General features: G+C 41.5%; 8 protein-coding genes. All 8 read right to left on the bottom strand.

Annotation, left to right across the window (positions count from 1 at the left end):
• Positions 1 to 5: 5 nt before the first annotated feature.
• On the bottom strand, positions 6 to 1,922 hold the full coding sequence (gene uup, locus AC2CZC_RS16190) for an ATP-binding cassette ATPase Uup (RefSeq protein WP_484582580.1): 1,917 nt from the start codon (positions 1,920 to 1,922) through the stop codon (positions 6 to 8).
• A complete protein-coding gene (locus tag AC2CZC_RS16185) occupies positions 1,909 to 2,154 on the bottom strand; it encodes a glutaredoxin family protein (protein WP_484582579.1) in 246 nt (81 codons plus the stop codon). The genes uup and AC2CZC_RS16185 overlap by 14 nt, the downstream gene beginning before the upstream one ends.
• Positions 2,147 to 4,258 carry a bifunctional 23S rRNA (guanine(2069)-N(7))-methyltransferase RlmK/23S rRNA (guanine(2445)-N(2))-methyltransferase RlmL gene (gene rlmKL / locus AC2CZC_RS16180; protein ID WP_484582578.1) on the bottom strand — a complete coding sequence of 704 codons (2,112 nt, stop codon included), beginning with the start codon at positions 4,256 to 4,258 and terminating at the stop codon, positions 2,147 to 2,149. Before rlmKL ends, AC2CZC_RS16185 begins: the two co-directional genes overlap by 8 nt.
• 64 nt (positions 4,259 to 4,322) lie before the next feature.
• Positions 4,323 to 4,853 (bottom strand): cell division protein ZapC domain-containing protein, encoded by a 531-nt coding sequence (locus AC2CZC_RS16175; protein ID WP_484584896.1) that lies wholly within the window; start codon positions 4,851 to 4,853, stop codon positions 4,323 to 4,325.
• A gap of 122 nt (positions 4,854 to 4,975) precedes the next feature.
• Entirely contained in the window at positions 4,976 to 5,986 is a 1,011-nt protein-coding gene (gene pyrD, locus AC2CZC_RS16170; RefSeq protein WP_063360849.1) for a quinone-dependent dihydroorotate dehydrogenase, read from the bottom strand.
• A gap of 81 nt (positions 5,987 to 6,067) precedes the next feature.
• Positions 6,068 to 10,900 carry an NAD-glutamate dehydrogenase gene (locus AC2CZC_RS16165; RefSeq protein ID WP_484582577.1) on the bottom strand — a complete coding sequence of 1,611 codons (4,833 nt, stop codon included), beginning with the start codon at positions 10,898 to 10,900 and terminating at the stop codon, positions 6,068 to 6,070.
• Between the two features lie 202 nt (positions 10,901 to 11,102).
• Positions 11,103 to 13,433 carry an efflux RND transporter permease subunit gene (locus AC2CZC_RS16160; protein WP_484582576.1) on the bottom strand — a complete coding sequence of 777 codons (2,331 nt, stop codon included), beginning with the start codon at positions 13,431 to 13,433 and terminating at the stop codon, positions 11,103 to 11,105.
• The gene (locus AC2CZC_RS16155; RefSeq protein ID WP_484582575.1) at positions 13,433 to 14,431 is read right to left on the bottom strand and encodes a YCF48-related protein; all 999 of its coding nucleotides are present in this window, start codon (positions 14,429 to 14,431) and stop codon (positions 13,433 to 13,435) included. The genes AC2CZC_RS16160 and AC2CZC_RS16155 overlap by 1 nt, the downstream gene beginning before the upstream one ends.
• Positions 14,432 to 14,523: the final 92 nt, after the last annotated feature.

Raw genomic sequence — 14,523 nt, 5'->3', positions numbered from 1 at the left:
AATCCTTACTGCTGATTCTGTAAAGCTTCTAATTCTTCCCAACGTTCATACGCGGCTTCGAGCTTGGACTCCAGTTCCGCCAGTTGGTTCAATGCTTGTTGTGTTACATCAGATTCTTGTTTAAAAAATTCAGGCGAGTTCACTAACTCTTGCTGATTTTCTAGCGCGGTTTCAAGTTCCTCTACTTTACCCGGCAAGGCCTCTAATTCAAGTTTTAATTTGTAACTGAGCTTGCTAGATTTGTTTTTGCTTGTATCGCGTTTAGCGGGTGTGGCAGCAGACTTTTCTTTGTCTAACTTTTCAAGCTCTTTTTGTTGAGCAAGTTTGTTATCTCGATACGCCTCAAAATCGCTGTAACCACCAACAATCTCAGTCACAACACCATCGCCTTCAAAAGCCCAAACACTATTACAAGTGTTATCAATAAACTCCCTATCGTGGCTAACAATTAATATTGTGCCTTGATATTGAGTAATGATTTCCTCTAACAGTTCTAACGTTTCGATATCCAAATCATTGGTTGGCTCATCAAGCACCAATACATTTGACGGCTTTAAAAACAGCTTAGCTAAGAGCAGTCGGTTTTTCTCACCACCGGATAACGCCTTAACAGGCGTACGAGCACGTGCTGGTGGAAATAAGAAGTCTTGCAAGTAGCCTAATACGTGTCGGCTTCGACCACCGATAGATACTTCTTGCTTACCTTCAGCAACGTTATCTTGAACAGTCATTTCTTCATCAAGTTTTTCTCGATACTGATCAAAATAAGCAACTTCTAAATTAACACCTTGTTTAATTTTTCCGCTGTCTGCTGATAATTTACCAAAAAGTAGCTTTAATAACGTTGTTTTACCAATGCCATTCGGGCCTACTAAACCGACTCTATCTCCGCGCATCACCAATGTAGAAAAGTCTTTCACAATTGGCTTGTCTTTAAATGCATGATTTACAAAGTTTGCTTCAAAAACTAACTTGCCAGAGCGCTCAGCAGATTCAATGTTAAAGTCCGCTTTACCCACTTGCTCAATACGCTGCTTTCGCTCAACACGTAGCGCTTTTAACGCACGAACACGACCTTCATTACGTGTTCTACGCGCTTTGATCCCCTGCCTTATCCAAGTCTCTTCTTCAGCGAGTTTTTTATCAAACAACGCATTTTGAGCCTCTTCGACTTTTAAATCATGGGCTTTTTGCTCGAGATACTTAGCATAGTTACCAGGGTATGAAACCAGCTTACCTCTATCTAAATCTAAAATACGTGTCGCTACTGCTCTAATGAACGCACGATCGTGAGAAATAAACACGATGCCACCTTTGAAATCTTTCAAAAATGACTCTAACCATTCCACACTTGCCATGTCCAAGTGGTTAGTCGGTTCATCAAGTAGTAATAGGTCTGGGTCACTGACAAGCGCTTTGGCTAGCGCAACCTTTCTCAGCCAACCACCTGAAAGCTTTTCAAGGCGCATTTGCGCGGTCAACTGAAGCTGGCTTAGAACCAAATTAATTCGGCTTTCAAAACGCCACGCATCTGCTGCTTCAATTTCAGCTGATAACCGTTCAAGCTTATTCAACAAACTGTTAGATTGGTCTGTTTGGAGCGCTTCGCTGACATGGTTATATTCAATTAAAAGACTCGCGACATCCGGTAAACCTTGAGCCACGTAATCAAAGACACTGCCCTGCGCCCCTTTTGGTGGATCCTGTTCAAGGCGTGATACTTTAAGACCTGTAAGACGGTTTATTTCACCATCATCTAATAACACCTGCCCATCAAGTACTTTCAGTAAGGTTGACTTACCAGCACCGTTTCTACCAACAATACAGACCCGCTCACCGGCTTCAATCAAGGCATCTGCATTGTCTAGTAGCGGATGAGAACCAAAAGCAAGTTGTGCTTTAGCAATTCTAATTAAATCCATCTTCTTGTATTAACTCTTGAATTTGTTGTTGGGTAAATGGCCAGTAGAGCAATTTACCTGTTTTTATATTTTTAATTACTGGAATAGAAGTTTGAAATTGCGACATCAAACTTTCATCATCCAAGATATCTTGAAGGTGAATGTCACCGCTTGAAAGCACAGACACAGCATAATCGTGTGCCTGTTCACATAAATGACATCCATCAGTGTGATATAAAACCACTTTAGCCATGTGTAATAAGCCAGCTATTGTGGATCTGTTTATTGCGTTTAAAGTCTGGAGATAATGTTTCCGTTGAGATATTTTCCGCTTTCAAGCCCAACCCCATCAGTGCAACTTCATCCATTTTAAAACCGCGCTTGTTATTAGAGAACAGTAGCACGCCATCAGGACTTAGAATGTTCTTCACCCAAGTTAATAATTGGATATGGTCACGTTGAACATCAAACACGTTTTTCATTCTCTTTGAGTTTGAAAAGGTAGGCGGATCTAAGAAAATTAAATCGTATTGACCCTTAGCATGTTCTAACCATTTCAAACAATCCGCTTGCTCGAATCTAAAACGTGGATTTTTAAGGTTATTAAGTGCAAAGTTTTCTTCAGCCCATTTAAGGTAAGTTTTTGACATATCAACAGTAGTAACCGACTTTGCACCGCCGAGTGCTGCGTGAACTGACGCAGAGCCCGTATAAGCAAACAGGTTTAAAACGCGTTTGTCTTTTGAGTTTTGTTGGATAAATCGACGTGCAAGACGGTGATCTAAAAACAGACCCGTATCTAAATAGTCATACAAATTAACTTTAAATTTTGCACCGAACTCTTCAATAACTTGATAACGATTTTGCTTCTCATATGAAGTATATTGCTCATCACCACGCTGTTTTTTTCGTACCTTAACCGCTAAGTTGCTCGGCGAAATATCTAGAGTTTCGGCAGTTAAAGAAATCACATCTTGTAAACGTTTATCCGCAACGTCGGTGTTGATTTCTTTTGGTGCTGCGTATTCAAAGATAACGGCGTTGTCACCATATACATCTACAGCGACGTTATATTCAGGGATATCAGCATCATACAAACGATAAGCCTCAACAGACTCTTTTTTCAACCAACTTTTTAGGCCCTGCTTATTCTTTTTAAGCCTGTTAGCAAATGCACGAGATTGCTCAAAATGCAGTTCTGAAGCTTGTTGGTTCTGCGCAACTTGCTTTTCATTCAGCTCATACATATACAAGGTGACATCGATTGGACCATTCTTGAACTTATAACGCTTTTTAGACGCTAGCTTAAATAATCTAAATAACTCATCGTCAGTACCAAGCAGTGCAGCGTTCCAATCGCGATAATGCTTTTTGAAGCTCACACCCATATTACGATATAGGTTAATCAATTCAGCCATTGACCCCAAGCGCTCACCATACGGTAAGTTACTTAGAATTGTACCTGGGCGCTTTGCGACAGACTGCAACTTGCCCGCATCCGCTTCTTTAAATTGGATTAGTTCGCCAACACCTGCACGGTTTGCATTAGACTTAGCTGTGTCTAACACTCTTCCATCAATATCATGGCCAATTAGCCACAATTTAGAATCGACTTTTTCCGCTTTAAGCTCTTTTTGGATTTCTTTGAATTTGGCTTCTCTAAAGCTCGGTAGACGCTTAAAAGCAAATGCTTTATGCAAGTTTGTTGGCAGCTTTAAAGCCATACTCGCGGCTTCAATTAACAATGTTCCAGAGCCACAACAAGGGTCAAACAAAGGCTTTGATGTATCATTCAGCCAGCCACTTCGAGTAACAAGCGCTGCAGCTAGGTGTTCACGAATTGGGGCTTTACCCTGTTTGGTTCTATAGCCACGGTCAGACAATCTTGGACCTGAATAATCAAGATATAGTGCAATTTTTTGCTTATTAAGCTTAGCAATAATTCGAACATTAGCGTCTTGTTTATCTACGGATGGACGTTGCTCATAAAGATCTTGGAAATAATCAACAACGGCATCTTTAATGACCAAACCCGAGAACTGCGTATTTTTTAATTCTTTATTCGTGCCATTAAACTCAACAGCAAAGGTCTGTGACGGGCCAAACCACTCTTGCCAGCCTTGGAAACGAGCAAACTTATACAGGTCATCTTTATTTTTAATATCTTCATGCTCATCAATTAATAACATAACGCGCGTTGAGTATCGCGTCATCATACAAAATTTCTGAGCGGTAAGATTGTCGGCTTCAAAGCGAACCGAACCAATGCTTTGCTTAGTAACTTTAATTTCGAAAGATTGAAGTTCTTCGACTAGTAGATTTTCGATGCCAATCGATGTAAGCGCAATAAACTGCAATGTGATAACCCTGTAATTTCAATTGACGCGAGTATAACACAGCTATGTACAGACTGGGATTGGATTAAGCCCTTCTACTGACTTTATTACTCGCCAATACAGGGTGAATGCGATCGTTTAAAACCTTGATGGCCTGAAACTGCTCTAAACTAATATTTTCATCTAGCTGGAAATTCGCGGTCAGGTTGATACACAAGCTTGCATCGCGTTCGTGATCAACGATTAAACACTCGCCTGTCATAACTTTAGATTTAAGACTAATGACTGCATTACACAAAACTTCATTACCAATATATGCTTGGAAAAACCAACTCTTAGCTTGAACTGGTAATAAATGAAATTTAGCGGCAGTGGCATTAAGTGCAATCTGGCAACATTGCGCTTCTGACCAGACAGAATAAGTACACAAGTAATCAAATACGTTTTGATAAAATGCAGCTTCTTCGACACTAAATGTGGGGCTGGAATCAGAATCAGCAGTAAGCTGGCGCAGACGATAAGGTGTGCAGAGTTGAAGCTCGTCGCCTAAATCAACAAGCAAACGGTTTTGTGCGCGACATTGAAGCCAACGCCACTCTTTTGATGCTTGCAAAATCGCCCTCCGCGTTACTATTAAATTAATTCATCCAGTAACGCGAAGTATATCGCGATTTTTGCAAGTGTAAAAATATTTATAATAACAATTTGTTTAGGATCATTTTGTAATATGACTGATCCTTATAAAGAATTTACGATCCTTTTGATCAATTGTGGTCCTTCGTAAATAAAACCAGTGTACAATTGGACGAGATCTGCGCCTGCGTTGAGCTTTTCTTGCGCAGCTTCAGCGCTGTCAATCCCACCCACACCAATAATAGGCAGCTTGCCTTCTGTAAGGCGTTTTAGTTCTTGAACAACATGCGTTGACTTTTCACGCACAGGACGTCCTGATAAACCGCCAGCTTCATTTGCAAATTCTAAGCCTTGTACTGCGTCTCTTGCTAACGTTGTATTCGTCGCAATGACGCCGTCAATGCGATTAGTTACAAGTGATTCAGCGATTTGCGTTAATTGCACAGCATCAACATCTGGCGCAATTTTAACAAGCATTGGCACTGACTTTTTGTGCTTTTCAATTAAGTCTACCTGCTCATTTTTAAGGCTTTGTAATAAGTCATCTAGCGCTTCACCATATTGCAGATCACGAAGGCCAGGCGTATTCGGTGAAGAGATGTTTACTGTGATGTATGATGCATGTTCAAAAACTTTGCGCATACAATGGATGTAATCATCTTTGCCCTGCTCGTTTGGTGTATCTTTGTTTTTACCAATGTTGATCCCAAGGATCCCGGTATAATTTGAAGCTTTTACGTTAGCAACTAAATTATCTACGCCTTTATTGTTAAAGCCCATTCTGTTAATCACAGCATGTGCTTCTGGCAGGCGGAATATACGTGGCTTATCATTTCCAGCTTGAGGCCTAGGTGTAACAGTACCTACTTCAATAAACCCAAAACCCATTTGGCCAAATGCATCAATACATTCAGCATTTTTGTCTAAACCAGCAGCTAATCCCACTGGGTTATCAAATTCTAAGCCTAAAAAGTTAACTGGCTTTTTAGGAAGAGACTGTGACCAAGCAAGACTTAATGGGGTATTTTTGAAACGGCGCAAATTGCCTAAAGCAAAATCGTGGGCCCATTCCGCATCTTTATTAAACATATAACGACGTGCTAAATCGTAAAACATCGAGACTCCTTAAGTTCCTGGTAACAGTTTGAGGCAAAAAAATACCCCAGCAATTGCCGGGGTATTTTAACGTGTTAATTTTTATTTGGAAGTGTCACAGTTGTGACTTAGTAACATTAATTCTCTTAACGCTACTGAGAACTTCGCAAAGTCATGGTTCTGAGAAGTCTTAAACTCCGCTAGCATTTGCTGCCAACGGTGTAGAAGTGAAGACTGATTATCCATCCACTGATTGATAAGTGAGTCAACTTCACCATCTCCTTCAAAGCTGTTTAGAACAACTTCAGACAATGCACGCTGCTGCCAGTCTAGTTCTTCACGGTATGAAGCACGTGCTAGTGCCTGCCAGTGGTTAGCCACTGGTTGAGCAGTGATTTGGTCTAGGAACCAGTGTAGGCCCATGTTTGCACCTAACTTGAAGTACGTGTTAGATACTACTGAGATATCACGCTTCGCGTTGTTTGCAACTTCTGCAAGATCCATCACTGAGAACAAGCTAGATAGCGATACGATGCGATCTGCTAATGCTTGTGGAACACCTTCTGATGTTAACTCAGCTGCTTTCTCAGCAAGACGCGCACTTTCTTCTTCAACCATGTAAGTTGTCAGGTTAGCGCTTAAGTCTGCAAATGTCGGCGCGAAGAACTCAATTGTTTCTTCAATGCTCAGTGCTTTGTTACGGTGGCGTAAGAACCAACGCGTAACACGACGAACTGTACGACGTAACTGATACAACATTTCTGTTTGTACAGCTGATGGGATCTTGTTATCAAGCGCTGAAATTTCAGCCCATGTTTCTGACATCTCGAATGTCGCACATGCAATTGAGTAACAAAGTGCTATTTCAGCTTCTGTTGCGCCTGTTTCTTCATGCATGCGTATCATGAAGTTCAAGCCCATATCGTTTACGATATTGTTAGCAAGCTTAGTAGCAATGATCTCTTTTCTCAGCGGGTGCTCATCCATTGCTGCGTTAAAGCGGTCACGAAGAGGCACAGGGAAAGAGTTTACTAGTAGCTGACGGTAATAAGGGTTTTCAGTGATTTCATCAACCACTAATGTTTCTTTTAGTACCATCTTAGAATAAGAAACTAGAACAGAAAGCTCTGGACGAGTTAAATCAAGACCCGCTGCAGCGCGCTCTGCTAGCTCTTCATCACTTGGTAAGAATTCAATGTTTCTATCAAGCTTACCGTCTTTTTCAAGTGCGTGGATGAAGCGGATCTTTTCTTTAAGTGTCGCAGGACCTTTTGACTTAGTTACAGACAATGTATGTGTTTGACGGTAACAGTCAGCAAGTACAAGCTCAGACACCTCGTCAGTCATTGCATATAGCAATTCGTCACGTTGTTTCTTCGTAAGGTCACCTTCAGCAACTAGACCATTAAGTAAAATCTTAATGTTTACTTCGTTATCTGAACACGCAACACCACCAACATTATCGATAAAGTCAGTGTTAATGCGACCGCCTTTAGCTGCAAACTCGATACGACCAAGTTGGGTAGAACCTAAGTTACCGCCTTCACCGAAGATCTTAGCACCAAGCTCAGAGCCATTAATACGTAGTGCATCATTCGCTCTGTCACCTACATCCGCGTCACTTTCGTTTTTCGCCTTGATATAAGTACCGATACCACCATTCCAAAGTAGATCAACTGGCATCATTAGAAGCGCTTTAATCAACTCATTTGGTGTCATGCTTGCTTTTTTAGTACCAAGCATTTTCTTAATCTCTGGCGTTAGTGTGATTGACTTCGCTGCACGAGAGAAGATACCACCACCTTGAGAGATTAAGCTTGCATCATAGTCTTCCCACGATGAACGTGGTAATTCGAACATACGTGCACGCTCTTTGTAAGAGCTCACTGCATCTGGGTTTGGATCGATGAAGATGTGCATGTGGTTAAATGCAGCAACTAAGCGCGTGTGCTCAGATAACAACATACCATTACCGAATACATCACCTGCCATATCACCAATAGCAACGGCTGTGAAATCAGTTGTTTGACAGTCAATATCCATTTCACGGAAGTGACGTTTAACTGACTCCCAAGCACCTTTAGCTGTGATACCCATCTTCTTGTGGTCGTAACCAATTGAACCACCAGATGCAAATGCATCACCTAGCCAGAAGTTGTATTCATCAGCAATACCGTTAGCAATATCTGAGAATGTCGCTGTACCTTTATCGGCAGCTACTACTAAGTATGGGTCATCTTCATCGTGACGAACGACGTCTACAGGTGGCACAATGTCACCGTGAATGATGTTATCAGTGATGTCTAACAGGCCACGAATGAAAATTTTGTAGCACTCTTGACCTTCACGGAAGAAACCTTCACGGTCATTTGGCAACTGTTTACATACGAAGCCGCCTTTAGAGCCAACAGGGACGATTACTGTGTTTTTAACCTGCTGTGCTTTAACAAGACCAAGCACCTCTGTGCGGAAGTCTTCGCGACGGTCAGACCAGCGTAAACCACCACGAGCAACCTTACCACCACGTAAGTGAACACCTTCGATACGCGGAGAGTATACAAAGATTTCAAATGCAGGTAATGGCAACGGCATTTCAGGAATTGCGCTTGGCTGAATTTTGAATGAAACGTATGATTTGTTAGAGTCATCCGCTTCTTTTTGGTAGAAGTTCGTTCTTAGCGTCGCATCAATCATTGCTACGTACAGACGAATAATACGGTCATCATCTAGGTTCGCTACACTTTCCAACTCGTGGTAGATTTTCTCTACTAGCTTATCAAGTGACTTTTGCGCAACTTTTGTTTGTGGGCAGAATTTCTTCTCAAACAACTCAACCAATTGGTTTGCGATGTGAGGATAATGCTCGAACGTATTTTCGATGTAAGACTGTGAGAAAGTCACACCAATCTGGCGCATATATTTAGCGTATGCACGAAGGATAGATGCTTCACGGCCCGTAGAACCCGCTTTTAAAACTAAACGGTTGAAGCCATCATTTTCTAGACGGTTGTTCCAAACGTTGATAAGTGCAGCGCGGAAACGTGCTGATACTTTATCAAAATCTGCTAGCCCTTTGCTGTCTAACAGCATAGAGAAGTCCATGATCCAATTTACTTGACCATCACTTGTCTTAACAGCAAACGGAGTTTCACCGATTACGCGTAAGCCAAAGTTTTCTAGCATTGGCATCACGTCTGATAGGTGAATTGGCTCATCTTTGTGGAATAAGCTTAAACGCACGATTTGTGAATTCGCTTCTTCTTGAGGTCGGTAGAACAACATTTCAAGTTTGTTCTCATCGCTCAACTTCTCAAGTTTTGAGATGTCAACGACAGCAGCGCTTGGCAATACTTCGTCTTTATATGCACGAGGGAAAGCCGTTGCATATTTGCGGTTTAACTCGTTACCGCGTGCTTCACCTTCGCCCGCAAGCAAAGCTGTTTGTAGTTTATCTTCCCAAGTACGGGCAGCTTCTACTAAATTATTTTCGATTTCTTTCACGTTGTACTTAATGTTGTTGTCAGCTACACGAACAATGTAATGCGTTCTTGCTAATGTAGACTCTGAGAAAAATGTAGTGAACTCAACTTTTTCGTTAGACCCAAAGGCATCGCCTAACAGTTTCTGAGTTTCGCGACGAAGCGCGGTATTGTATCTCTCACGCGGTACATAGACCATACAAGAGAAGAAACGTCCATATACGTCTCTTCTAACGAACAGACGACACATATCACGCTCTTGGGTTTGCAATACACCCGTTGCAACATCTAATAACTCAGATTCACGAGCCTGCACTAGCTCGTCACGTGGATACGTCTCTAAGATATTAAGCACTGCTTTGTAAGCGTGAGTTCCTTTAGCAAAATCACACTGCTCCATGATGCGCGCAATTTTACTCTTTAATACAGGAACGTCAGAAGCACTGTTATTGTAAAAACTTGAAGAGAAAAGACCGATGAAACGATCTTCACCAATCACATTGCCCTCTTTATCAAAACGCTTAATACCAACATAATCAATGTGTGCTGGACGATGAACGCGAGATTGAGAGTTTGTCTTGGTTAAGATCAATAAGTTTTTACTGCGAGCTTCAAGGCGCGCTACTTCTGGAAGTTCTGATAACAGACGACTACTTTCAGAAGAGTTTTTCATTAGACCTAAGCTTGAACCTGCTACAGGCTTAAGCTCGTAGTCACCTTGAACTGGCACAAGGTCATACTGACGGTATCCCATGAACGTGAAGTTATCACGCGCAAGCCAATCAAGGAATTCAACGGCTTCACTGAGTTCTTGTTCAGAAGAGCTGTGTTTGCGATTAGGAATATCTTCACCAACTGCAACCAGCTTATCTCTGATAAGTAACCAGTCTTCAACCGCAACAGAAACATCTTTTAACACTGATTCTAATTCTTGCGTAAAGTCAGCAATGACCGACTCGTCTGTTTGACGGTCAATCTCAATAAAGAAAACAGTTTTAGTAGATGAAGATTCTTGTTCAGTTTTTAAACCTGAAACAGCTGAGATTTTATCTTCTTGGTCACGGTTGATCTTGAGAGGACAGTGTAAAAGTAGATGCGAAGCAATATTCTTACGGCTTAACGCCATACGTACTGAGTCAACCAAAAATGGCATATCATCTGAAATGATCTCTACAATCGTGTGAGACGATTGCCAGCCATCTTTCGCAACTTCAGGGTTGAATACACGGATTACTGCGTCTTCTGAAGTATTCTTTTCAAGAGAATTCCACAGACTCAGAGCAGCACCGTACAGGTCGCTGTCGTTACGATTAGCCAAGTCCTCTTTAGACATGTTGCTGTACAAGGCTTTGGCGAATGTTTCAACGAGCGACACGTTATCGGCATGAACTTTTTTCTGGATCAACTTGCAAACGTTATCAAGGATAACCGATGCTGGACCTTCACTTTGTGTCATTATGTGTTCCTTAATCTATACCACCTTTGAACGGTAGATTATTTGTACAGCCAATTATTAGCGTGGAGTCCAGAGGATTTTAACCTTTCTGGCGCTAATAAAAAGCTTTTTTGACAAAAACATTTGAGGCTTTTCAGCCAGTTGGTCATATATTCACAAATTGTAGATATAAATGGCCAATTAAGGCCATTTAAGAGCACAATTATTCACACTTTTTTTTCTGGTCTGGCCAGATAAAAGTCCCTATCGCAGGTAATAACAGCACTGCGCCCAACATATTTACCAAGAACATAAACGTGAGCAATATGCCCATGTCTACTTGGAACTTTAATGCAGAGAAAATCCACGTACTCACACCTATGGCCAAGGTAATACCTGTGAACAATACAGCGCTTCCTCGTTCAGCCAATGCATTGCGATACGCAGCCGACAATGGCATGCCCTGCTTTAATTGGTTCATCATTGACGACAAGATATAAATTCCATAGTCGACACCAATACCTACACCCAATGCAATCACAGGTAACGTGGATACGGTTAAACCAATCTCAAGCTTAACCATCAGCGCTTGCGCCAAGGTCGAAACAATATACAGAGGTAAAACAACTGCGACTGTTGCTCTTATACTTCTAAAGCTGATAAGGCATAAAATAATCACCGCACCATAAACATAGATCATCATTGGTAATTGTGCAGCAGCGACAGATTCATTTGTTGCTGCCATCACACCAATTGGGCCAGATGCGAGCTTGAAGCTTACACGGTCTGTTCCTTCTTCTTGAGCAAACAGTTTAATTTGCGACACAACATGGTCAATAGTTTCAGCTTTGTGATCGTCCATAAAGATGATAATCGGCATCACAGAACAGTCGCCATTCAATAAGCCCGTGCTCGTTTCCACGCGAGAAGTCGCTTGAACTAGAGACGCACCATTTCTAGGCAAGGTTTGCCATTTTAAGTTGCCTTCGTTGTAGCCTGCATTGACAGCTTGTGCTACAGAACTCAATGAAACTGCGGATTGCACACCGTCTAAGTTTTCCACTCGCCACTGAAAACGACTTACTCTATCCATGGTATCGTGTTCAGTACATGCCGCTGGGTATGCTTCTACTAAGACTTTTAAAATATCCGAAGATATCTCATAGCGATCTGAAATTAAAAAAGTATCTAGGTTATAGCGCGCATCTTCATGCAGCGCCGGTGCACCAGCATGTAAATCACCAATACGCATGTCTTTTGACTGCCAATAACCAAATGCAAACAGTCCAGCTGATACAAGCAAAATAACCGCGGCATATCGTCTATCCGTCGCTAAAACAAGGCTTTCTCTTAGCTTAGTGAACACACTATTCGCTTTGGCTTTACCATCATCAACGCGATGCATTTTTGACGACCTAAAGTAAGAAGCAAGGACAGGCAATAAAATTAGGTTCGTAAAGATGATAACAGCCACACCTAAGCTTGCTGTGATGGCAAGCTCTCTGATAATACCAATATCAATAGCAAGTAAAGTCATAAAGCCAATCGTATCGGATAACAGCGCGATACCGCCCGGAATAAGCAACGCTTTAAAGCTTGCTTCAGCAGCCACCTTACTGCTCACGCCTTCAGATACCTTTTTACCAATGGCGTTGATCATTTGCACACCATGGCTTACCCCAATTGCAAAGACCAAAAATGGCACAAGAATAGACATTGGATCTAAACCAAAGCCAAGTACAGATAGCAAACCTAACTGCCAAACTACCGCAATTAACGAACAGGCAATAGGTAACAATGTCAGTTTAAAGCTTTTGCAAAATAGCCAAACCATGATGAAAGTGAATAAAATGGCGATTGTAAAAAAGAACACAACATCTTTTGCACCATCAGCAATATCCCCTGCCATCTTGGCAAAACCAATGATATGAATTGATACTTTATCTGTGCTTAAAGGTTCGCGGATCTCCGACTCTAATTTTTTTGCAAATGTGAGCGTGTCTAACTTTTGCTGTGTTTGCGGATCTGTCTCCATAAGCTGAGCAGATACCATGGCACAAGAATAGTCACTCGCTACCATGCGGCCAACCACTTTGGCTTTTTCAATATTCTGCTTCACTACAGCAAGACCTGTTGCATCAGCTGTGAAGTTCGCAGGAATAATTGGGCCACCTGCAAAGCCATCTTCAACGACTTCTACAAATCGTGCACTCGGTGCAAAAATAGAATTTACCAATGGACGATTCACGCCAGGAATAAAGTAAAGTTGGTCATGAACCGCTTTTAACTGCGTAAAGAATTCAGGATTAAAAATATCACCATCTGCATCACATACAGAGATTAAAATACTGTTCGCACCACCAAATTGTTTTTCATGCTTTAAATACACCTTCATGTAATCATGGTTTAAAGGTATATTTTTATTGAAAGATGCATCAAGCTGAATATGTGTAGACTTATAACCTAAAAAGACCGTCGCTAGCGCAAACAGCGCTATAACCATAAAACGATGCCTAAAAACGACATACACTAGTTGATTTAAAATAGACTGCATTAGCGATCAACCTCGATTGTTTGAATACCCTCTTCTGTAGCAAGCACAAGTTGACCATTGTGCAGCACACCTGAAAGAATAGATTTACCGTTTTTCAGCTGTTTTGTTTTCACATTTTCACCCTCTACAGTAAAAACGAAACCGCTGTTCGCCAGCATAATTTGTGCAGTATCAGTTGAAACAATACTGTTAATCGTTGCGGCTTTTTCCACATTGATAGGTGAAAAAGAGACGTCTTTACTATCAGAAATAAATGTGTTGCCACGTAAGCCTGCTGCAATAAGCTGTTCTTTTTTGTTTTTGTTTACAGCAAACAGTGAGCCTGAATAAAATTCGTCAATTCTTGTCCATGTTGTACCTAAATCACGGCTTACCGCAAATAGACCCATCTCACCAACAAGAAAAATATCGTTGCCGTCAATCAGCATTCGATTGAAGTGAGGTAAAATAAATTGCGTTTCTTCTTCATACGCCTGCGGATCGTCTTGCTTTAGTTCAGCTAAATACTCAACGTCATCAGGGTGTACAAACTCGTTTAAAAAGCGTTTAGTCCAGCTTTTACCGCCATCTTGTGTTTGATACATCATGCCATATGCACCAATTGCGAAACCTTGCTTATCATCTACAAACTCAATATCTAAACAAGGTTTTTCTATATCAGGCAAGTACTGTTGGATTTGCCAAGAGACGCCACCGTCGGTGGTATTTAAAATCGAAGCGTCATGACCACACGCCCAGCCTCTTTTTGCCGATGCAAATTCCACCGCAGTTAAGAGAGATTGGATTGGTACATGCGCTTGCTCCCAACTTGAACCATCATCACTGTACACTATTGTCCCATGCTTCCCTACGGCAACAAGTTTCTTTCCGCTATTGGTAATATCAGTTAGCAAGGTTTTCTCTGGGTGTGCAACTCTTAACGCTTCTGAGGCGCTGCCAATAGCTTCACTTTGCATAACGAACACTGCAATCGAGGTTGCAATTAACTTCTTAATCATTATGAATACTCAAATAAAAATGTCGTGAATGACTGGGGGGATAAAACTGGACATATTGATGTCCAGTTTTAATAGAGTGTAGAAAGACCAAA

This window comes from Pseudoalteromonas sp. MMG033 (genome assembly GCF_057197785.1).
Note: the sequence above shows the minus strand (reverse complement) of the source record. Positions and strands in the feature narration are given on the sequence as shown.

Coding starts and splice junctions, on each gene's coding strand:
- uup (WP_484582580.1), bottom strand. CDS start 1,922: ATGGATTTAATTAGAATTGCTAAAGCACAACTTGCTTTTGGTTCTCAT.
- AC2CZC_RS16185 (WP_484582579.1), bottom strand. CDS start 2,154: ATGGCTAAAGTGGTTTTATATCACACTGATGGATGTCATTTATGTGAA.
- pyrD (WP_063360849.1), bottom strand. CDS start 5,986: ATGTTTTACGATTTAGCACGTCGTTATATGTTTAATAAAGATGCGGAA.
- AC2CZC_RS16165 (WP_484582577.1), bottom strand. CDS start 10,900: ATGACACAAAGTGAAGGTCCAGCATCGGTTATCCTTGATAACGTTTGC.
- AC2CZC_RS16160 (WP_484582576.1), bottom strand. CDS start 13,433: ATGCAGTCTATTTTAAATCAACTAGTGTATGTCGTTTTTAGGCATCGT.
- AC2CZC_RS16155 (WP_484582575.1), bottom strand. CDS start 14,431: ATGATTAAGAAGTTAATTGCAACCTCGATTGCAGTGTTCGTTATGCAA.